Here is a 23,792-nt window from a genome sequence, read left to right as displayed (position 1 = left end):
AATGAACATAATAGACGTATCAATCATTTTAATCTATATCGTACTCTCGGTCGGTATTGGAATCTGGATTTCAAGAAAAGCATCAAAAGGCCTTGACGATTATTTCCTTGGCGGGAAATCAATCAAATGGTATTTTTTAGGATTGAGCAATGGCTCAGGAATGTTTGATGTTTCAGGTACTTCCTGGATGATTGGAGTTTTGTTTTTATATGGTGTAAAAAGTTTCATGTTTATGTGGCTTTGGCCAATATGGAATCAGATTTTTGTCATGATGTTCCTCGCCATTTGGATTAGACGATCAAAAGTAATGACGGGCTCCGAATGGATTTTAACTCGTTTTGGAAGCGACAAAGCAGGAAAAGCTTCCCATATTATTGTAGCGATTTTTGCAATCATTTCTACAATTGGCTTCATCGCTTATTTCTTTGTTGGAATCGGAAAATTTGTAACGATCATTCTTCCTTGGGATTTAACAGTTCATTTGAACGGCGGTGTATTCTTAACTTCAGAACAGGCTTATGCTTTGTTAATCATTTTCTTAACTACAATTTATACGGTTAAAGGCGGAATGTTTTCTGTTGTGGCAACAGAGGTTGTGCAATATTTAATTATGATTGTAGCTGGAGTTTTAATCGCTGGTTATGCATTCATTAATTATACTGATATTCAGATCAATTCAGTTATTACGCCAGAATGGAAGAATGTTTTCTTCGGATGGGAATTTGAAACCCAATGGAGCGATAAATTCGAAACTTTCAATAGATTAATTGATACTGAAGGTTACAAAATGTTCGGTGCTTTCATCGGAATGACTTTATTCAAAGGGTTCTTTGCCAGCGTTGCAGGACCAACTCCAAGTTACGATTTACAGCGTGTTCTTTCTACAAAATCGGTGAAAGAAGCGGCTTATATGAGTGGTTTTACCAACTTGATTTTATTCATTCCTAGATATTTATTAATTACGGGAATTGTAGTGATTGCTTTAGTGAACTTAGCTCCAGAATTAAATGCAAACGTTAATCTTACTGGAGCAGATTTAGAATTGTTGATGCCAAAAGTGGTTAATCTTTATATTCCAGTTGGTATTAAAGGAATTCTTCTTGCAGGTTTATTGGCAGCGTTCATGTCTGGATTCTCTGCTTTCGTAAATGCAGGGCCAGCTTATATCGTAAATGATATTTATAAAAAATATTTCAAGCCAGTAGCTTCAAACAAACATTATATTAAAGTAAGTCAGATTTCTTCTTTCTTAGTTGTTGGTTTAGGAGTTTTCATGGGGTTCTTTGCTGATTCTATCAACTCATTGACACTTTGGATTACAAGTGCTCTTTACGGAGGTTACGTTGCCGCAAACTTCTTAAAATGGATTTGGTGGCGTTTTAATGGATGGGGTTATTTCTGGGGAATGGTCGGCGGATTAATCGCAGCTTCTCTTCAGTTCGTTTTAGATCAAAATAAAGGAAATTTAGCAGTGGGTACATTCTTGCATGATCTTTCGCAAGTGCCATCGATTTACTTGTTCCCATTAATTTTCGGAATGTCAATTTTAGGTTGTCTTTTAGGAACTTACCTAAGTAAACCGACGGATATGGAAGTTCTAAAATCGTTCTACAGCAACGTTAGACCGTGGGGATTCTGGAATCCAGTTTACAAACAATTAAAAGCGGAAGATCAGTCTTTCCAAAAAAATAATGATTTCTATTTAGATATGATGAATTGTGTAATTGGAATTATCTGGCAGTCAAGCATGATTCTGCTTCCGATTTATTTCATCATTAGAGATTATCCAAAAGCTGGTGTGGCTTTAGCGGTTTTCTTGGTTACAACTACGGTATTGAAATTTACTTGGCTGGATAGAGTTAGGAAGATTGAAGAGTAGAGACTTTGTAGAGGCAAGAATAAAGAAGCAAGATTAAAGAAGCAAGATTAAAGAAGCAAGATTTTAGAGTAGAGAATTTCTCCAAAGTTTGTCATTTCGACGAAGGAGAAATCTCCACGAGTAACTCTACAAAGATTGGCGACATATATTACGGAGCTTCTAGTGTGATCCTTCCTTCGTCAGGATGACAAAAAAGACGAATAAAAAACAAAAAACTAATAAATAAAAAAAAACAAAAATGAGTACTATTCCTTGGCAAGACAGACCCGAAAACAGTAAAGATGTAATGTGGAGATATTCTGAGAATCCAATTATCGACAGATATTCGATTCCTTCATCAAACAGTATATTTAATAGTGCAGTTGTACCTTTTGGAGACGGATATGCTGGGGTTTTCAGATGTGATAATAAAGCGGTTCAGATGAATATTTTTGCTGGTTTCAGTAAAGATGGAATAAATTGGGACATCAATCACGAACCAATCGTAATGCAGTCTGGTAATACAGAAATGATAGAATCTGCTTATAAATACGATCCGCGTGTAGTTTGGATTGAAGATCGTTACTGGATTACTTGGTGTAATGGTTACAACGGACCAACAATTGGTATTGGTTATACTTTCGACTTTAAAGAATTTTTCCAATGCGAAAATGCCTTTTTACCATTCAACAGAAATGGAGTTTTATTTCCACAAAAAATTAACGGTAAATATGCGATGTTAAGCCGTCCAAGTGATAACGGACACACACCATTTGGAGATATCTGGATTAGCTACAGCCCGGATATGAAGTATTGGGGAGAACACAGATTGGTGATGAAACCAAGTCCGTTTGAGCAAAGTGCTTGGCAGTGTACAAAAGTGGGAGCAGGACCAATTCCGATTTTAACTGACGAAGGATGGTTAATGATTTACCACGGAGTTATTAATACTTGCAACGGTTTCCGTTATGCAATGGGTTCAGCGCTTTTAGATACTGATTCTCCAGACCAAGTAAAATACAGAACACAGCCTTATTTATTAGGGCCTGCAGAAACTTATGAAATGGTCGGAGATGTACCAAACGTAGTTTTCCCATGTGCGGCTTTACACGATATTGAAGAAGATAAATTGGCAGTTTACTACGGTGCGGCAGATACTCACGTAGCAATCGCTTTCGGAAAATTAAGTGAAGTAATTCAGTTTACAAAAGAAAATAGTTTATAATATAAAGATGCATAGTAGAAGTAAATTATTGTCCCTAGCCGTTTTTCTTGTTGGTTTGATGGGTTATGCGCAATCTGAGAAGCAGGTTAGCCCAAAAAATTATATTGCGTATAAAACTTCAAAAGAAATTGTTATTGACGGCGATGAAGCAGACAAAGCTTGGGAAAAAGCATCTTGGACAACACCTTTTGTCGACATAGAAGGTGTTGAGACTCCAAAATATAAAACTCAGGTTAAAATGCTCTGGGACGATAATTACTACTATATTCTGGCGAAAATAGAAGAGCCTCACGTTTGGGCAAATCTAAGACAGCGTGATACTATTATTTTCTACAATAATGATTTTGAAGTTTTTATCGATCCAGATAATGATACGCACAATTATTATGAATTGGAAATTAATGCTCTGAACACCGCTTGGGATTTATTTATCAATAAACCGTATCGCGAAAAAAATACTGTTCTAAACGATTGGAATATCGACGGGTTGAAATCGGCGGTAAAAGTTGATGGAACTTTAAATAATGCTTCAGACATAGATAAAGGCTGGACATTAGAAATTGCCATTCCGTGGTCGGTTTATAAAACATCCTATTTCGATAATATTGTTCCGAAAGATAAATTCTGGAAAGTCAATTTTTCTAGAGTGAATTGGCAGCATTCAGTTGTTGATGGAAAATATGAACGCAAAAAAGATTCAGAAGGAAAGTTTCTCCCAGAATACAATTGGGTTTGGTCGCCTATGGGAGTGATAAATATGCATGAGCCCGAAAAATGGGCTTATGTATACTTCTCTTCAAAAGAAAGCGACGATAAATTTACAATTCCACAAGAAGAAAAAGTAAAGTGGGAACTGTATACTTTATATCGTGCTCAAAAGAGATATTTCGATAAAAATAAATCTTGGGCAAAATCATTACAAAGTATCAGCTCGAAAAATATAATTGTTGACGGAAAGACTTTAAAACCAGTTTTAGAAAATCATTCATCAGGATTTAATATCTTGGTAAAAAGTCCTTTTTCAAACAAAACCTTAATAATTAAAGAAGATGGTAAAATTATTACGAACGAATAACTTACAAAAGCTGTCAAAAGTTTTAGTTTTTGCGCTTTCGCTGAGTTTATTCTCGTGCGGACAAAAAGAAAATAAAGATCAGGAAAACGGAAAATTCACTTTTGGAGTTTGGACGACTGCTGATGCCAAAAAATCGGATACAGATTATTCGAAAGAATTCAAAAAATACAAAGACGGCGGAATCGACGAAGTTTTAATCAACACGCAAACAGATCCGAAACTATTAGCAAGATTAGTTCCGCTTGCAACAAAAGAAGGACTAAAAGTTCACGCTTGGATTATGGCAATGAATCGTCCAAATGATTCAGTTGCCTTACAGCATTCAGATTGGTATCAAGTAAGCAAAGAAGGAAAATCTTGTTTCGATAATCGCCCTTATGTAGATTATTACCAATGGCTTTGTCCAACTAAAGAAGAATCTAGAAATCACGTTTTAGGTTTAGTTGAAGGTTTAGCAAAAGTAGAAGGAATCGAAAGCGTACATTTAGATTACATTCGTTTCCCAGATATTTTCCTGCCAATCAGTTTATTGCCAAAATACAACTTGGTTCAAGATGTAGAATTGCCACAATTTGATTTCTGCTATTGCGATGCTTGCGTAAGCAAATTCGAAAAAGAACATCACAAAAATCCAAAAAACAGCCACAATACTTCAATTGATATGGAATGGAAAAATTTCAGATTAAATGCAGTAAAAGCGGTGGTTGACGATGCTTATAAAATTGCTCACAAACACAATAAAAAATTGACTGCAGCAGTATTTCCTTATCCTGAAATGGCAGATCATATGGTGCGCCAGCGCTGGGATAAATGGAATATTGACGAAGTATATCCAATGATTTATCATAGTTTTTATGATGAAGAAATTGACTGGGTTGGTTACGCGACCAAACAAGGTGTAGCCGATTTAGAAGGAAAACCAACAAAAATTAATACGGGAATTTATATTCCGGGATTAAAATCGGATGCAGAATTAAAAGAAGCGATTTTGCTAGCTAAGAAAAATGGCGCAACTGGAGTTTCATTTTTTGACGGAAATGCTTTATCAGATAGTAATTTAAAGACGATAAAAGAGGTAAAAGCGGCGTTATAGTCGATTTTACTGGGATTAAAAATTATTACTGATTAAATTAGCAACATCAACAACATTTTGTTTTTGAAAGTTGAATTAAAACCAAAAAGACATGTCAAATAGAAGAGATTTTATTAAGAAAACGACTTTAGGCACATTAGCCATAAGTTCTGTTTTGGGCGTAAGCGGATTTGCTGCAAATCATGAAAGTGAACCAGAAGTAGAATCAAAAGAAAAAAAACAGACCAAACCGATTATCATCTCGACATGGAATCACGGTTTGCCTGCTAATAAAGAATCTTGGAAAAACTTAAAAGAAGGAAAATCAGCATTAGACGCAATTGAAGCTGGAATGAAAATACCTGAAGCAGATCCAAATGTTCGCAGTGTTGGTTATGGAGGATATCCAGATCGCGAAGGGAAAGTAACTCTTGATGCCTGTATTATGGATCACAACAGTAATTGTGGATCTGTTTGTTTTTTGCAGGGAATTATGCACCCAATTTCTGTAGCAAAAAGAGTGTTGCAAAATACGCCTCACGTTATGTTGGCTGGACAAGGAGCATTGCAGTTTGCTTTGTCTGAAGGTTTTAAAGAAGAAAATTTATTGACTCCAGAATCTGAAAAAGACTGGAAAAAATGGCTGGAAGATTCAAAATACAAACCAGTTATTAATATAGAAAATCACGATACCATAAGCATGCTAATGTTAGACCAAGAGGGCAATCTTTCGGGCGGATGTACCACGAGCGGTGCAGCTTGGAAAATGCACGGACGCGTCGGTGACTCCCCAATAATCGGCGCGGGTCTTTTCTTGGATAACGAAGTGGGTGCGGCGGCGGCAACTGGTTTGGGGGAAGCTGTTATTAGAACTGCAGGAAGCGCAATGGTTGTCGAATTAATGCGTCAGGGTAAATCTCCTTACGATGCTTGTAAAGAAATTACAGAACGTATTTACAACAAACATAAAAACCACAAAGACATGGAATACCTGCAAGTTGGTTTTATTGCTTTGAATAAAAATGGTGAATACGCAGGTTACAGCCTAAGATCAGGATTTAATTACGCCGTTTCTGATGATGTGAAAGGCCACAGAATGGAAGACGCGAAATTTAAAATGTCTTGGGATAAATAATTATCACGTTTAGAACTTTGTTAAAGGTTAAATCTTTGACAAAGTTTTTCGACAGTATTGACATTTCGACTTAAGGAGAAATCTTCGAAAGTAGCTCCACAAAGATTAGTGAATTAGTATGAGGAAGCCCTAGTATGGTTTCTCCTTACGTCGAAATGACAAACAAAAACAAAAAAAATGTTGAAAGACAAAATATATCAATATCAATTTAAAATTACACCTTCTTTAAAATAATTTAGAATATGAGAATTATAAAATCTTATTTGATTATCGGTTTTCTTGTCCTTGTAACTTCTACGTACGCACAGAAAGTTTACACGGAAAGTGATATTCATATCATTCCAAAACCGAGTCAGACTCTTATTAAAACAGGTGTTTTTGAATTTACAAAAGATACAAAGTTTGTAGTAAACGGTGATTTCCAAAAAGATGCTGCAAATGTTTTGGCTTCTAAATTTGAAGTTGCTGCGGGATGGAAACCAGAAGTTACTACAAAAGCTCCTGCAAGTAATTATGTTTTATTGAAAACAGATGCAAACTTAAAAAATGAAGCTTACGTTTTAGATGTAAATCCGACTAATATTGTTATTTCTGCTAAAGGGAATAATGGATTTTTATACGCTTTAGAAAGCATCAGACAGTTACTTCCTGAAGCAATCGAAAGTAAATATGCGATCACTTCTGCAAAATGGCAGATTCCAAGCTTAACAATTAATGATGAACCACGTTTCAAATGGAGAGGTTTAATGCTGGATTTATCTCGTCATTTTTTCGATAAAAATTATATTCTGGCTACAATCGATCGTTTAGCAATGCACAAAATGAATGTTTTACATTTGCATTTAGTTGATGATCAAGGCTGGAGAATCGAAATTAAAAAATATCCAAAGCTAACAGAAGTTGGTGCTTGGAGAGTAGATCAGGAAAATACAAGCTGGAATGCCAGATTAACGACTAATCCTGACGAAAAAGGAACTTATGGCGGATTTTTTACGCAAGATGAATTAAGAGAAATTGTAAAATATGCTTCAACCAAAGGAATCGAAATTATTCCTGAAATTGAAATGCCAGCTCACGTTAGCAGTGCTATTGCGGCTTATCCAGAATTGGCTTGTTTCAATCAGAGAATTGGTGTTCCGTCGGGTGGAGTTTGGCCTTTGACTGATATTTATTGTGCAGGAAAAGAATCGACTTTTGAATTTTTACAAAATGTAATTGACGAAGTAATTACCATTTTTCCTTCAAAATACATTCATATTGGGGGTGATGAAGCGACTAAAACGAATTGGGCAAAATGTCCAAACTGCCAAAAAAGAATTAAAGATGAGCATTTAAAAAGTGTTGACGAATTACAAAGCTATTTTGTAAAACGTATGGAAAAATACATCAATTCAAAAGGTAAAAGAGTTATCGGCTGGGATGAAATTTTAGAAGGCGGTTTGGCTCCAGATGCAACAGTAATGAGCTGGAGAGGAATGAAAGGCGGTATCGAAGCGGCAGATCAAGGCCACGATGTGATTATGACACCAGAAACACCTTGTTATTTCAACTTTTATCAAGGGCCACAAAACGAAGAACCTTTAGCTTTTGATGCTTATAATCCGTTAAGCGAAGTTTACAAATTTGATCCTGTAGTTAATACAATGACGCCACAGGAAGCTGGACATGTTCTAGGCGGACAAGCTAATTTATGGGCAGAATATATTACGGGACCAAAAGATTCTGAATATATGATTTTCCCGAGATTAGCGGCTTTATCAGAAACATTATGGAGTCCGAAAGAAAAGCGCAATTGGAATGATTTTACATCAAGATTATTCTCAATGTTCAAACGTTACGATTATCAAGGATTAAATTATGCGAAAAGCGCATATTTAGTAACCGCTTCTTCTACAGCTGATTTAGGGAATAAACAAATCAAAGTAGAGTTGAAAAATGAGTTTCCTAATCCAGATATCCGCTACGTTTTAGGAGATAAAAATATAGATCATCACGCAGTAAAATATGTTGCTCCAATTGAAATTAAAGAAACTACCATTTTAAAAGCTTCTTTATTTCAAGATGACAAGCCAGTAGGAAAAACTTACACTGACACTATTGTTTTCCACAAAGGATTTGCAAAAAAAGTGAAATACTTAACGCCTTTCAACCAGAGTTATAAAGGAGATGCTAATACAATGGTAAATGCCATTCGCGGAAGCAAAAATTTCCATGACGGACAATGGCAGGCTTGGTTGGTTAATGATATGGAATTGGTAATTGATCTTGAAAAAGTAGAAAGTATTGAACAAGTATCTGTAGGAGCTTTAGAAAGCCAAGGCGCAGGAGTTAATTTCCCAATTCAAGTGAAAGTATTGATTTCTACTGATGGAATTAAATATACGCAAGTTGGAAAAATTACACGCCCGTATGCAGCAAATCCGGTTCCTGAATTGAAGGATTTCAAAATCAATTTCCAAAAACAAAATGCACGTTTTGTGAAAGTAATCGGTGGTAACTTAAAGAAAAGTCCGAAAGGAGAAAGTTCTTGGTTGTTTGTGGATGAGATTTTGGTGAATTAAATATTTTAAAAAATGAATAAGATATTATTTAAGCTTGGAGTAGTATTGATTTGCTTGATGCCTTTTTTTACTAAGGCGCAAACAAAAGGATTTTCTATATCTAATGGAGAATTTCAAAAAGATGGGAAAATTGTAAAAATACATTCAGGAGAAATGCACTATGAGCGTATTCCTAAAGAGTATTGGAGACATCGATTGCAAATGCTTAAAGCAATGGGATTGAATACCGTGGCAACTTATGTGTTTTGGAATTATCACGAAATTGAGCCAGGTGTATGGGATTTTAAAACTGGAAATAGAGATTTGGCAGAATTTTTACGTATTGCTAAAAGTGAAGGATTATACGTAATTCTTAGACCAGGCCCTTATGCATGTGGTGAATGGGAATTTGGAGGATATCCTTGGTGGCTGCAAAATAATCCAGATTTGGTAATTCGTACCAATAACAAAGCATTTTTAGACGCTTGTAAATCGTATCTGGAACATTTATATGCGGTGGTAAAAGGAAATTTTGCTAACCAGGGAGGGCCAATTATTATGGTTCAGGCGGAAAATGAATTTGGTTCTTATGTTTCTCAAAGAACCGATATTAGTGCCGAAGATCATAAAGCATACAAAACTGCCATTTACAACATGCTTAAAGAAACTGGGTTTCCAGAGCCTTTTTTCACTTCTGACGGTAGTTGGTTGTTTGAAGGTGGCGCTGTTGAAGGCGTGTTGCCAACTGCCAATGGAGAATCAAATATAGAGAATTTAAAGAAACAAGTCGATAAATATCATAAAGGGCAAGGGCCTTACATGGTTGCAGAGTTTTATTCTGGCTGGTTGGATCATTGGGCAGAACCATTTATTAAAATTGGATCTGAAGAGGTTGCGACTCAAACTAAAAAGTACCTTGATGCAGGTGTTTCTTTTAACTATTATATGGTACACGGCGGTACTAATTTTGGATTTACTTCTGGAGCAAATTATAATGAAGAAAGCGATATTCAGCCGGATATTACAAGCTATGATTATGATGCACCTATTAGCGAAGCAGGTTGGGCAACACCAAAATTTATGGCTATTCGTGAAGTAATGCAAAAATATTCTAAAACAAAATTAGCGCCGATTCCAGAGAAAATACCAGTTGTAAAATATCCTAATCAGCCTGTTAAATCAAGTATGGATGTTTTGAGTTGGATTAAAAAAGAAAAACCAGTTGTAAATGACCAGCCATTAACATTTGAAAAATTAGGTCAAGGAAATGGATATGTTTTGTATCGAAAAAGATTTACGCAGCCAATTTCTTCTGGCAAATTGAAAATTGAGGGATTGAGAGACTTTGCTACCGTTTATGTAAATGGAGTTAAGGTGGGTGAATTGAATAGAGTTTTCAAAAATTACGAGTTGACGATTTCTATTCCTTTTAACGGTGTTTTAGAAATTCTGGTTGAAAATATGGGACGTATTAATTACGGAGCCGAAATAGTGCATAATACTAAAGGTATTATTTCTCCAGTATTCATTAATGAATATGAAATTAGTGGTGGATGGGAAATGTATAAAATGCCTATGAATGAAGTTCCAGCTGTTAAAAATGAAACGGTAAAATCTGGACGCCCAGTTTTATATGAAGCTACAGTAAACATTGATAAACCAGCCGATACTTTTCTTGATATGGCCAATTGGGGAAAAGGAATTGTATTTGTTAACGGACACAATCTTGGGCGCTACTGGAAAGTTGGGCCGCAACAAACACTTTACGTGCCAGGCTGTTGGTTGAAAGCGGGTGAGAATAAATTTGTTGTATTGGAGCAGCTTAATGAAAATGCTCAAACAGAATTAACTTTTACAGATCAACCGATACTTGAAAAATTAAATTAAGATTAACCCGTTGGGGTTAAATTAAAACACATAGAGACATAGATTTTATACTCAAAAAGAGAGAATGGAAGAAACAAGTTTCCACACATAGCTAAACTATGTGCATTTAAACTAGTGAAACGCCTTTTTTAGGTTTGGTTAAACTATGTTTCTATGTGTTGAAAATAATTTTACCCAACGAGTTAAGATTACCTATTAAACCAGAAAAACAAAGAATAATAAATTATAAATTAGATTAAAGATGAAAAAAGGAATATTCATAATCGCCCTTTTATTTTCAGCTCAGATATTCGCACAGGCGATTTATGAAGATGAAAGATACGTACCAGAAACAGATCCGTTAGTTTTAAAGAACTTAGACGAATGGCAAGGCAAAAAATTTGGTTTGCTAATGCACTGGGGAACTTACAGCCAATGGGGTATTGTAGAATCTTGGTCTATCTGCCCTGAAGATTACGGATGGTGTGAACGTAAAAAAGGAAGTAATCCATCTAACTATAATGATTATATTAAAGATTATGAAGGTTTAAGAAAGACTTTTAATCCTGTAAAATTTGATCCTGCAAAATGGGCTAAAGCGGCTAAATATGCTGGAATGAAATACATGGTTTTTACCACCAAACACCATGACGGATTCAATATGTATGATACGAAATATTCTGATTATAAGATTACGAGCAAAGATGTTCCTTTTCATACCAACCCTAAAGCAGACGTTTTAAAAGAAATTTTCAACTCTTTTAGAGGCGAAGGCATTTCAACTGGAGCTTATTTTTCTAAACCAGACTGGCATAACGAAAACTACTGGGATCCTTATTTTCCTCCTTTCGACAGAAACGTAAATTACGATCCGTCATTATACCCAGAAAAATGGCAGAAATATGTTGATTTCACGCACAACCAAATCTTAGAGATTCTTTCTAATTACGGTAAAGTAGATATCTTATGGTTAGATGGAGGATGGGTTAGAAAAAGAGACCAAGTGAACATCAAAGAAAACTATGACGAGAAATTTACTGAAAACGAATCTAAAAACGGTTTCATCAAACACAGAGTAGTTGATCAAGATCCTAAAATGGATGAATTGGTTGTAAAAGCGCGTCAAAAACAACCAGGTTTGATTGTTGTGGATAGAGCGGTTCACGGTAAAAACCAAAACTACTTAACTCCAGAAGGACGTGTTCCTGCTAAAACATTGCCTTATCCTTGGGAGTCTTGTATCCCTGCAGGCGGAGGATGGTCTTATTCTCCAGGTGCTCAATACATGACTGGACGTCAAGGAATTCACTTATTGATTGATATTGTTGCGAAAGGCGGAAACTTATTATTAAACGTTGCGCCAAGTCCAGAAGGAGAATGGGATAAAGGCGCTTACGATTTATTGCAAGCTTATGGTGATTGGATGAAAGTAAACAGCACAGCGATTTACAACACAAAACCAATCGAACCTTACAAAGAAGAAAACATTTGTTTTACACAAAATAAAGCAGGAAATGTATTTGCATTTTATTTAGCTAAAGAAGGAGAAGATAAAATTCCTGCTGAAGTTACAGTAAAAGCTATCAGTCCTAAAAAAGGAACAAAAATTACAATGTTGGGTTCTAAAACTTCTTTAAAATGGACCAAAGAAGGAAACGGATTTAAAGTAGTAATTCCAGAAAGCTTAAGAAATAATCTTCCAGCGAAAGAAGCTTGGACTTTAAAAATTGAAGCGATCAACAGATAAAAATGAAACCTATGGTTTTAAATACAAACAAATTTCAAACAGCATGTATTTTTTGCATGCTGTTTTTTAGCATTACGATTTTTGCGCAGGAACCTGCCGATTTCGTGAATCCGTTTATAGGTACTTCCAATTATGGCGCTGCTTATCCGGGACCAATAGCACCACGTGGTATGGCAAGTATTAGTCCGTTTAATGTGGCTGGAGTAAAAAATACTCCAATGGAAAAAGACAGTCAATGGCTTTCTAATCCGTATGTGAATGAGAATACTTTTTTGACTGGATTTTCTCAAGTTAATTTAAGTGGAGTTGGCTGTCCAGATTTGGGTGTTATTTTATTGATGCCGACAACTGGAAATGTAGAAATCAATCATCTAAAATACGGCTCGACTTATTCTAATGAAGTTGCTAAAGCGGCGTATTACAGCGTAAACATAGACAAGTACAAAGTAAAAGGCGAATTTACCACTTCAAAACGAGTAGGAGTGAGCAGATTCACTTTCCCGAAAGGGCAATCTAATATTTTATTAAATCTTGGATTGGGATTAACAAATGAAGAAGGCGCCATGATAAAAGTGGTTTCTTCTACAGAAATTGAAGGAATGCGTTCAGTTGGTTCGTTCTGTTACAATAGTCCAGAAGATGCTTACCCAGTTTATTTTGTGGCTCAATTTTCTAAACCTGCCCATAAATTTGGAGTTTGGAAAAAACCTGCAAAATACAACGGTGTTGAAGCGCAATGGATGGGTTACAACGGAAAAGCAAGAATAATGGAAAATACCATTAAAACTGTAGTAGGTGACAGTATTGGAAGTTATTTTACGTATAAATTCGAGAAACAAGAAACGGTTGAAGTGAAGATTGGAATTTCGTATGTAAGTATCGAAAATGCCCGTGAAAACTTAGCAAAAGAAGTGGGTAACAGATCTTTTGACGCAATTTACAAAGAGACCTATAACGAATGGAACGAAGAATTGTCTAAAATTTTGGTTGAAGGCGGTACAAAAGAGGATAATACGATTTTCTACACAGCTTTGTATCACACTTTAATTCATCCCAATACTTTAAATGATATTAACGGACAATATCCCGTAATCAAAAGAACTAAAATTGCTAAAACCGATGACACCCGTTATACCGTATTTTCTTTATGGGATACGTACCGAAATGTGCATCCGTTGATGTCTTTGGTTTATCCAAAACAGCAATCGGATATGATAAAAAGCATGTTGACTATGTTTGATGAAAACGGCTGGTTACCCAAATGGGAACTGAATTCGACTGAAACTTTTACCATGGTTGGAGATCCTGCAAGTATTGTAATTACAGATAGTTATATGAGAGGAATTCGTGATTATGATATTAATAAAGCCTATTATGCGATGTTGAAAGGCGCAGATAATATTGAAAATAATCCGCTTCGTCCGGGATTGAGAGATTATATTAAAAAAGGATATTTGACAACCGACAATAAAGGCCCAGTTTCGACGACTCAGGAATACAATATTTCAGATTATTCTATTTCGCTTATGGCCAACGAATTTGGGGACAAAGACAATGTAAAACGTTTTAAAGAACGTTCATTATCCTACAGAAAATTATTCGATAAAAATTTAAATCTGCTTCGTCCAAGAACGCCAGACGGAAAATGGTACGAACCTTTTGACCCAAATTCAGGAGCCAATTTTGAAGAAAATGTTGGTTTTATTGAAGGAAATGCTTGGCAATACGCTTTTATGGTTCCTCATGACATTGTAGGATTAAAGAAATTAATGGGCGGTGATATACCATTTTCGGCTCAATTGCAGAAAATCTTCGACACTAAACAATTTGATATGGCAAATGAGCCAGACATTGCCAATCCGTATTTGTTTAATTATGTGAAAGGCGAAGAATATAAAGCTCAGGACATGGTAAAGAAATTGGTTCGCGAATATTTCAAAAATGAGCCAAAAGGATTGCCGGGGAATGATGATACCGGAACAATGTCGGCTTGGTTGGTGTATTCGATGATGGGAATTTATCCAATATCTCCTGGAGATCCGATTTATACGATTACGACGCCGATGTTTCATAGAGTAACAATCAAATTAGATCCTAGATATTATAAAAAAGAAAACATCGTAATTGAAAGACAAGAAAATAACGGTGGAAAAATCAATTCGATTGAACTAAACGGAAAATCACTTAATACCTTTTTTATTTCGCACGATGCTTTTGTGAACGGAACAAAACTTAAAGTGATTCAAAACTAAACACAACACAACTATGTTACAATTAAGAATGAAGAAAACGGCCATTATTTTTGTAATGGCTGTTGGTTTTTTAAACCAGACCCAAGCCCAGAAAAAGTATTTGTATCAAGATGCCAAAGCGCCTGTTGAAGACAGAGTAAAAGACTTATTAAGCCGTATGACGCTTGAAGAAAAAGTGCGTCAGATGGATATGTACAGAGGAGATTTTTTTAAAGATAAAGAAGATTTTGCTAAATCTAAATCGGCAGAAAAAATCGGGAAATTAGGAATCGGAGCGATTCATGATCTTTATCCGCGTTCAGCGAAAATGATTAATGATTTGCAAACCAATGTAATCAAAGGAAACCGTTGGGGAATTCCGGCGCTAATTATGTGCGAGATGCTTCACGGATATTTAGATGAAGGAAGTACCGCTTTCCCAATGAATATTGGTCTTGGTGCAACTTGGGATATTGCAACAATGGACAAAGTGGGTAAAGTTATTGGTATGGAAGCTAGATCTCATGGAGTTCATTTTGGTTTTGGACCAAACTTAGATTTGGGACGCGAACCAAGATGGGGACGTGTTGCAGAAACTTTTGGTGAGGATGCATTCTTGAATAGCGAAATTGGTTTGGCTTTCATCAAAGGAATGCAGGGAGACGATTTAAAATCGGATCGTTCTATTATTGCCGAACCAAAACACTTTGCCGTTCACGGTATTCCGCAAGCGGGAGGAAATTCTTCTCCGATTTTAGTTGGAGAACGTTCAGCAAGAGAAGATCATTTGCCATCTTTCGAAAAAGCATTTACAAAAGGTGGTGCTTTAGGAACAATGTGCGCATATTCTGAGTTAGACGGAATTCCTTGTGCAGCCAATCATTGGTTATTGACAGATGTTTTAAGAAACGAATGGGGTTTTAAAGGATTGGTAGTTTCAGATTTAGGAGCTATTAAATACATTCAAACGACTCACAAAGTGGCTGATTCTCCAAAAGATGCTATTAGAGAAGCGGTTTCAGCGGGTGTAGATATGCAGTTTTATGATTTTTCAAACGAATTCTGGCAAAATACTGTTATTGAATTGGTAAATGAAAAGAAATTGACAATGGAAAACATCGACCGTGCGGCGGGAGCAGTTTTACGTTTGAAATTCTTATTAGGATTATTTGAAAATCCGTACACAGATAAAAACTTGATTAAAGAGCGTTTTCATACTCCAGAAAATCAAGCTGTTGCTTTAGAAGCGGCGCAGAAATCAATGGTTTTATTGAAAAACGATAACAATACTTTGCCTTTAAGTAAAAACTTAAAAAACATTGCGGTTATCGGACCAAATGCAAATGCTTCAAGATTGGGAGGTTATGCTCCTAAAAACAGTGTCGGAATGACGGTTTATGAAGGAGTTAAAGAATTGGTTGGTAAAACAGCTAATGTTGTTTATGAAGAAGGCGTTCCATTGATCGTAAAAGGACAAATTATTCCATCTAAATATTTATTTACTCCAGACGAATCTCAAAACGGATTAAAAGGTGAATATTTCAATAACAGAAACTTAGAAGGAACTCCAGCTTTGACTCGTATTGACAGCCAATTAGAGTTTGACTGGCCTTGGGCGCCTGGAGATGGTGTGAATGTGGATGATTTTTCTATTAGATGGACAGGATTTTTAAAATCAGATCAAGCTCTTGACGGTTGGTTAGGTTTAAGTTCTGACGACGGAATCAGAATGTATATTGATGATCAATTGGTTATCGACAACTGGACAAAAGGGGCAACAAGTATGGTTACGGTTCCTAAAAATATCGAAAAAGGTAAAAAGTATAAAGTCCGCATTGAAATGTGGGAAGGAGGCTGGGGAGCCAGAGCTCATTTCCGTTGGAATTTAGAAAAAGTAAACTTACAGCCAGCAATCGATGCTGCTAAAAAAGCAGATGTTGCGATTGTAGTTTTAGGAGAATCTAACGAATTGGTAGAAGAAAATAGAGATGTAGCTTCTTTAGACTTATTCGGAATTCAACAGCAATTAATTGAAGAAATTCAAAAAACAGGAACTCCTGTAGTTTGTGTATTATTAAACGGTCGTCCGCTTTCTACAAACTGGATTGCTGAAAACATTCCTGCAGTTCTAGAAGGTTGGTTCCCAGGTGAATTAGGAGGAAGAGCAGTGGCTGATGTTTTATTTGGAGATTATAACCCAGGAGGAAGATTGCCAATCACAGTTCCAAAATCAGTTGGGCAGTTACCTATATATTATAACCAAAAGCCGTCTGCGATTCATAAATATGTAGCAGAAAGCGAACATCCTTTATATACATTCGGTTACGGATTGAGTTATACGAAGTTTGAATATTCTAATTTAAAACTGAATACTACTGAAATTAAACCAAACGGAGAAGTAAAAGTATCTGTTGATGTTAAAAATGTTGGAGACAGAGACGGAGACGAAGTAGTTCAATTGTATATTAATGATGTTTACAGCAGTACAACTACACCAGAAAAAACACTAAAAGGGTTCAAAAGATTGAACATCAAAAAAGGCGAAACAAAAAATGTTGAATTTACACTTACACCAGACGAGCTATCTCTTTGGAACAGAGAAATGAAGCGCGTTGTAGAGCCCGGAGATTTCGAAGTGATGGTCGGCGGAAATTCGACCGATTTGCTTAAAACTAAATTCAAGGTTTTGAACTAAAAACCCAAAAACGCCGAAGATTTTTCGGCGTTTTTGCTTTAAAAAAATGAATACAATTATAAAAGGCTAAAATCTATTCGATAATAGTGTTTTCGCCTTTTTTTATAAGGCAGAGTAGGATTACAAATGAAAACGTTTTCTTTCAATAAAACACTAAAGATTTACCAACACCTTTTCAAAATTGTCATTTGTCGAAATTATATTTTGTTAACAGAATGTATTCTTAAGTTTAACATGTTATTAACTCTAAAAAAACAACTAATATGATTAAAAACGTACTAAAATTACTGTTGGTCATATGCCTTTTCGGGTTTCAAAGCCTACAAGCGCAGACAACAGTAAAAGGAACGATAACAGATGCTCAAAGCGGGATTCCGATTCCTGGAGCAAATATTATTGTTAAAGGAACTAAAACAAGTGCTTCATCAGATTTTGATGGTAAATACAGCATTAGCGTTCCTAATCAATCAGCAGTTTTAGTTTTTACCTATGTAGGATCTGCTACAAAGGAAGTTGCTGTGGGATCTCAATCTACAATTAATGTAACTCTTGGCCCAGATACGCAGCAGCTAGGAGAGGTAGTGGTTACGGCTCTTGGTATTAAGAGAGAGAAAAAAGCGATTACGTATTCTGCACAAAACGTTTCTGTAGATGAGTTATCAGAAGCAAGATCATTAAACGTTGCCAACTCACTTTCTGGTAAAGTTGCAGGTCTTAACTTCTCTACTACTTCAAATGGTGTTGGTTCTTCTTCTAGAATTACTTTAAGAGGTAACAGATCTCTTAACGGAAACAACCAGCCTCTTTATGTAGTAGATGGTGTGCCAATTAGTAACGGAACAACAACAACTAACCCTGATATTGATACAGGAGGAACTACACAGCCAGATGGTATCTCTAACATTAACCCAGAAGATATTGCTTCGATGACTGTTCTTAAAGGACCATCTGCAGCGGCTCTTTACGGTTCTAGAGCATCAAATGGTGTAATTGTTATTACAACTAAATCTGGTAAATCTGGAAAAACTTCAGTTTCGTTATCGTCTAACTTTATGGCTTCTTCAGCTTATAATTTGATGAATTTACAAAACGAGTACGGTCAAGGAACAAACGGAAATTATGTTTCTAACTCAAGCTCAAGCTGGGGAGCACCTTTAGACGGACGCCAGGTATCTGCTTGGCAGTTGGTTCGTAATCCAAACTATGCTGGACCAGCTACACAAAGCTATTCCCCACAGCCAAACAACGTTATTGATTTCTACAAAACAGGTTATAACTTGGCAAACACTTTGACAGTTACTGCTGGTAACGAAAAAGCGCAAGGTTATTTCTCTTATACTAACACTCGTGCTGAAGGTATTGTTGGAGGAAACCAAATGGACAGACATAATCTTAACTTAAGATTGACAAGCAAAATTTCTGATAAATTATCATTGGATGTAAAAACAAACTACATTGTTCAAGATATCGATAACTTATTGAGAACAGGTGAAGAGTCTATCGGAACATCTGCTTATTTATTGCCTCGTAGTATCGCTTACAACGATTACAAAGATTTCGAATATTTTGATGCTGCAGGACAAAGACAAGTAAACTATTTCCTTGATGAAACTGGAGCGCCAGGTGGAAACCCATTCTGGTCTGCTTTAAGAGATGATGCTCGTACAGATAAAAGAAATAGATTTATTGGTTTAGCTTCTCTTAAATATGAGTTTACAAAAACGTTAAGCTTGCAAGGTAGAGCTGGTTTAGACCAAATGACAAACAAAAACGTAAGAAACAGATACGCAACTGCAGCTTTCAACAGCAATTTAGGTTCTTATAGCGAGTCTTATGAAACAGTAAGCGAATTAAACGTAGATGCTTTGCTGTCTTACAATGAAAAATTCGGAGATTTCTCTGTAGGTCTTAATGCTGGTGCGAGTTCATTGCAGCAAAACAGTTCAGCTTTGAATTCTGGAGGTGTTTTAAGTAAAAGAAATTTCTTTGCATTATCAAACGTTCAGACAGTTCAATCTACTTCTACAGCTTCAGAAAAAAGAATTAATTCTGTTTACGGATTTGGTCAAATTGGTTTCAGAAACTATTTATTCTTAGATTTAACAGCTAGAAATGACTGGTCTTCTACATTGCCAACAGATTATTTCTACCCATCTTTTGGACTTTCAGCAGTTGTTTCTGATATGGTTACATTGCCAGAAGTAATTAGTTTTGCTAAAGTAAGAGCTTCTTACGCACAAGTTGGTAATGATACAGATCCTTATCAGACACAACAGAGATATTCATACATCGGAGGAAACGGTGGTATGTTATACGGACAAAGCACAAAAGCAAATCCAAACTTAAAACCAGAGATTTCTTCTTCTTCTGAGTTTGGTGCCGATGTTAGATTTTTCAACAACCGTTTAGGTTTAGATTTCACATACTTTAAAACGTTAACGAACAACCAAATTTTCTATATCAACACTCCTGAGTCTTCTGGATATTCTAGAGCAATCGTAAACGGTGGAGATATCGAGAATAAAGGTATTGAGTTCACGCTTACTGCTACGCCAGTTCAAACAGAAAACTTTTCTTGGGATATTACAGCAAACTACGCTTCTTATAAGTCAAAAGTAAAATCTATCTTTGAAGGAAGAGATGAATTAGTTCTTGGTGAAGGACGTTTAGTGAGAAGTAAAGTGGTTCAAGGTGGAGAATATGGTGATTTATACATCAAAGGTTTCCAAAGAAATGATGCTGGACAAATCATTGTTAACAGTGCTGGTATTCCATTAGCTACAAATGGTTTTGATGTTCGCGCTGGTAACTTTAATCCAGATTGGACTGCAGGTTTCAAAAACAACTTCAAATACAAAGATTTCTCTTTAAGCTTCTTAGTAGATTTCAGAATCGGTGGTGAAGTGATTTCATACACTCAAGCTAGACAAGCTGGTTTAGGGGTTAGTGACATTACATTAGCAGGAAGAAATGGCGGAATTATTGTTGATGGGGTGGTTGCTAACGGAAACGGAACTTACTCTCCAAACACGACAAGCATCAATGCTGAGCAATACTGGACAGCAATCGGTCAAAGAACTCCAATTGCAGAACCATTTGTTTATGATGCTACAAACATCAGATTAAGAGAGCTTGTTTTTGGTTACTCAATGCCAAAACGTTTATTAGGTAATTCAGGATTTACTAGCATCGATTTCTCATTAGTAGGTAGAAACTTGTTCTTCTTCTTAAACAAAGCGAAGTACTTTGACCCAGAAGCGGGAGCAGGTACAGGAAACCTACAAGGGATAGAATCTTTCAACATTCCTTCAACGAGAGATTATGGAGTTAATGTTAAATTCGGATTTTAATTAAAAAAGAGATATCATGAAATATAGTTTTAAAATAAAAACACTAGGACTTGCTATAGCGATGCTGTCTACTTTTTCTAGTTGTACAAAAGACTTCGACGAAATAAATACAGATCCTAATTCGCTTACAGAAAGTCAATTAGATCCAACGTTGGCAGGTCCAGCATTTGCATCTGCACTTTATGCAGGTATCCACAATGGATCTTATTCGTCTCCAGGAGTAGATGATCAAGGTACTTGGGGTATCGCGACAGGTATTTTATCGTCAACTTTTATCCACTACTTGAACTGTGGGTATGGAACAGAAAGAAATGCTTTCGTAAACGGATACGAAGGTAGAGGATGGACAAGATTTTACACCGTTGCAGCTCCAGCTTTAGCAAATGCCTTTAAAGCATCTGAAGGAAATGCAGAAGCGACTGCAGTATTAAAAATCTGGAAAGTTTTCATGTACAATCAAATGGTTGATGCTTACGGACCAATTCCTTACACTGAAGCAGGAAACGGAAAAGAAAAAGTTCCTTACGACAGCGTAGAATTTATCTATGCAGATTTCTTTAAATTATTGGACGAAGCAAATGCGACACTAACTTCTACTTCTGCAACTTCAGTTGCTTCTCTTGCCCCAAATGATAGAGTTTATGCAGGAAGTGTTGACAAATGGAGAATCTTTGGAAACAGTATGAGATTACGTTTGGCTTTAAGAATTTCTGATAAAGAACCTGCAACTGCAAAAACTCAAGCTGAAGCCGCAGTAGCTGCTGGAGTTATGCAGACAAACGATCAGAGCGCATTCTTTAAAGCAAGTAACATTACACCAAACAACTTAAACATGATCGTAAATAGCTGGGGTTATGTAATGACAGCTTCTATGGAAAGTATCTTAGTAGGTTACAACGATCCGCGTTTATCAAAATGGTTTGCCCCAGTTTCTACAGGTGCTTATAGAGGAAATCCAGTTGGAGGTCTAGAAGATCAATTTGGAACTACGGAGTTCTCTAAATTTAACAATGATGTTTTAGGAAATGGTGCAGCTAATACACTTAGCGAAACTAAAAATATTGAAATCTTTATGGCTTCTGAAAACTACTTAAGTAGAGCAGAAGGAGCTTTAAATGGATGGAACATGGGCGGAGATGCTAAGACTTTGTATGAAACAGGTATTAGATTATCTCTTGCACAATGGGGAATCACAGATGCTACTGCAGTTAATGCTTACATCAATGGTTCTACATTGCCTACATTGCCAAACATTTTGACTTTATATCCAACTTTAGATTTACAAGATATTCCAGTTAAATTGCCAGTTGCATGGTCTGCATCTACTGCTGATCAAAGAACTCAGATCGCGGTTCAGAAATACTTAGCCATTTTCCCAGAATCTTGGGAAGCTTGGGCAGATTTACGTAGAAGCGATGCTAAAGTAATTTATCCAGTTTTAAATACGGATAATCCAGATGCAGGAGTTGGTAAATCTTTAATGAAAAGAATTATTTACACAACAAATGAGTACTCATCAAACAAAGAAGCTGTAGATGGCGGAGTTGCTAAATTAGGAGGTCCAGATTCAGGTGGAACAAGACTTTGGTGGGACACAAAATAATTAATTTGGTAAAGTAAAAGATCAATCGATTTGTTACTTGAGCAGAAGGAGAGGTAACTCTCCTTTTGTTTTTTATGAAGACTAGTGAATTTTTGCCCCAACTTTAATTCATAATTAGCAATTTCCCTTTGTGTGAAAGTGAGCAAGTTTAATTTTAACACATAGAAACATAGGTTCTGTGTCTAAAAAGAAAAGCAAAGAGAAAAATATTTCTTTCACATAGCTATGTGTTAGAAACTAGTTTCTTTCTTTATTCTTTTTCGTAAAAACAAAAATTCTATGTTTCTATGTGTTTAATAATTTCAAAATAAAAATGATTGTAAAGACAAAATATACTGTTGTGGCGTTATTGGCTTTATTTCTTTTTTCTAATGGAATAAAAGCGCAGATAAAAGCTGTAAATATCGAAAGCAGTTATATTGCAGACCCGCCTGTTACAACCAATAGCCATGCCTCAACTTTGGTGGAATACAAGCCAAACGAAATTTTAGCGGCTTGGTTTGGCGGAAAATACGAAGGTGCAAAAGATGTCGGAATTTACATTTCGGCCTATAAAGACAAAAAATGGTCTGCGCCTAAAGAACTGATTCAGCCCTTAATTAAAAACGGAGACACACTGCCATGCTGGAATCCAGTTTTGTTTAAAAGCAAAAGCCAGAATTTGTATTTGTTCTATAAAATTGGAAAAAATCCGAGGGAATGGTTTGGCGCTATGATGGTTTCAAAAGATAACGGAACAACTTGGGGAGAACCAAAATATCTTCCAGACGGAATTTTAGGACCAATCCGAAATAAACCAATCGAAACCACAGCAGGCGTAATTTTGTGCGGAAGCAGTACAGAAAGCGTCAACACAGACGAATGGCGTGTGCATGTGGAAGAATATACAGAAGCAACAGATTCTTGGAAGAAAATAGCAGTAGAAAACAATCAAAACTTTGATGTTATTCAGCCAACATTTTTGATTCATGGTAAAAGCGATATTCAGATGCTGTCTCGAAGCAAGCATAATAAAGTGGTTTCTAGCTGGTCGGGAGATAATGGTAAAAGCTGGATTAGAACCAATACCATAAACGTCATCAATTCTAATTCTGGTATTGATGCTTTAACGGTAAACAAAAATCTGTTTCTATTGGTAAATAATCCGCTTCCAATAGGTAAAGATTGGTTTAATGGACGAAATATTCTAGATGTTGAATATTCTAAAGATGGTTTAAACTGGACGAAACTATTTGATCTGGAAAAACAGGAAAAAGGAGAGTTCAGCTATCCAGCCATAATCCAGACCGCAGACAAGAGAATACACGTTTTGTATACTTATGATCGAAAATATATTAAACATACTTCTTTTGATTTATAAGATAATAGAACGCTGATAAAACGGATTCACTTCGT

General features: G+C 36.0%; 13 protein-coding genes. All 13 read left to right on the top strand.

What is annotated here, in order from left to right:
- Position 1: 1 nt before the first annotated feature.
- The 13 genes from ACNRYB_RS18510 to ACNRYB_RS18450 all read left to right on the top strand — a co-directional run bounded on the left by ACNRYB_RS18510 (position 2) and on the right by ACNRYB_RS18450 (position 23,757).
- Complete coding sequence (locus ACNRYB_RS18510; RefSeq protein ID WP_473728275.1) at positions 2-1,879, top strand: sodium:solute symporter family protein; 1,878 nt, start codon at positions 2-4, stop codon at positions 1,877-1,879.
- A 238-nt stretch (positions 1,880-2,117) separates the two neighbouring features.
- Positions 2,118-3,083, top strand: coding sequence for a glycoside hydrolase family 130 protein (locus ACNRYB_RS18505; RefSeq protein WP_473728274.1), 966 nt, complete (start codon positions 2,118-2,120; stop codon positions 3,081-3,083).
- 7 nt (positions 3,084-3,090) lie between these two features.
- Positions 3,091-4,158, top strand: coding sequence for a carbohydrate-binding family 9-like protein (locus ACNRYB_RS18500; protein WP_473728273.1), 1,068 nt, complete (start codon positions 3,091-3,093; stop codon positions 4,156-4,158).
- The gene (locus ACNRYB_RS18495; RefSeq protein ID WP_473728272.1) at positions 4,133-5,251 is read left to right on the top strand and encodes a putative glycoside hydrolase; all 1,119 of its coding nucleotides are present in this window, start codon (positions 4,133-4,135) and stop codon (positions 5,249-5,251) included. Before ACNRYB_RS18500 ends, ACNRYB_RS18495 begins: the two co-directional genes overlap by 26 nt.
- Before the next feature lie 91 nt (positions 5,252-5,342).
- A complete protein-coding gene (locus ACNRYB_RS18490; protein WP_473728271.1) occupies positions 5,343-6,365 on the top strand; it encodes an isoaspartyl peptidase/L-asparaginase family protein in 1,023 nt (340 codons plus the stop codon).
- 242 nt (positions 6,366-6,607) lie between these two features.
- On the top strand, positions 6,608-8,926 hold the full coding sequence (locus ACNRYB_RS18485; RefSeq protein WP_473728270.1) for a beta-N-acetylhexosaminidase: 2,319 nt from the start codon (positions 6,608-6,610) through the stop codon (positions 8,924-8,926).
- A 12-nt stretch (positions 8,927-8,938) separates the two neighbouring features.
- Positions 8,939-10,792: a glycoside hydrolase family 35 protein gene (locus ACNRYB_RS18480; protein ID WP_473728269.1), complete on the top strand. Its 1,854-nt coding sequence runs from the start codon at positions 8,939-8,941 to the stop codon at positions 10,790-10,792.
- A gap of 241 nt (positions 10,793-11,033) precedes the next feature.
- On the top strand, positions 11,034-12,518 hold the full coding sequence (locus ACNRYB_RS18475; protein ID WP_343706843.1) for an alpha-L-fucosidase: 1,485 nt from the start codon (positions 11,034-11,036) through the stop codon (positions 12,516-12,518).
- Positions 12,519-12,529: 11 nt separating this feature from the next.
- Positions 12,530-14,770 carry a GH92 family glycosyl hydrolase gene (locus ACNRYB_RS18470; protein ID WP_473728268.1) on the top strand — a complete coding sequence of 747 codons (2,241 nt, stop codon included), beginning with the start codon at positions 12,530-12,532 and terminating at the stop codon, positions 14,768-14,770.
- A 13-nt stretch (positions 14,771-14,783) separates the two neighbouring features.
- Positions 14,784-17,444 carry a glycoside hydrolase family 3 protein gene (locus tag ACNRYB_RS18465; RefSeq protein WP_473728267.1) on the top strand — a complete coding sequence of 887 codons (2,661 nt, stop codon included), beginning with the start codon at positions 14,784-14,786 and terminating at the stop codon, positions 17,442-17,444.
- A gap of 263 nt (positions 17,445-17,707) precedes the next feature.
- Positions 17,708-20,794, top strand: coding sequence for a SusC/RagA family TonB-linked outer membrane protein (locus ACNRYB_RS18460; RefSeq protein ID WP_343706846.1), 3,087 nt, complete (start codon positions 17,708-17,710; stop codon positions 20,792-20,794).
- A gap of 16 nt (positions 20,795-20,810) precedes the next feature.
- Entirely contained in the window at positions 20,811-22,397 is a 1,587-nt protein-coding gene (locus ACNRYB_RS18455; protein WP_473728266.1) for a SusD/RagB family nutrient-binding outer membrane lipoprotein, read from the top strand.
- Between the two features lie 313 nt (positions 22,398-22,710).
- Positions 22,711-23,757 carry a sialidase family protein gene (locus ACNRYB_RS18450; RefSeq protein WP_473728265.1) on the top strand — a complete coding sequence of 349 codons (1,047 nt, stop codon included), beginning with the start codon at positions 22,711-22,713 and terminating at the stop codon, positions 23,755-23,757.
- Positions 23,758-23,792: the final 35 nt, after the last annotated feature.

It is taken from the genome of Flavobacterium sp. CR10 (assembly GCF_055814415.1).
The sequence above is the reverse complement of the archived record's forward strand: the minus strand, read 5'-3'. Positions and strand labels throughout refer to the sequence as shown.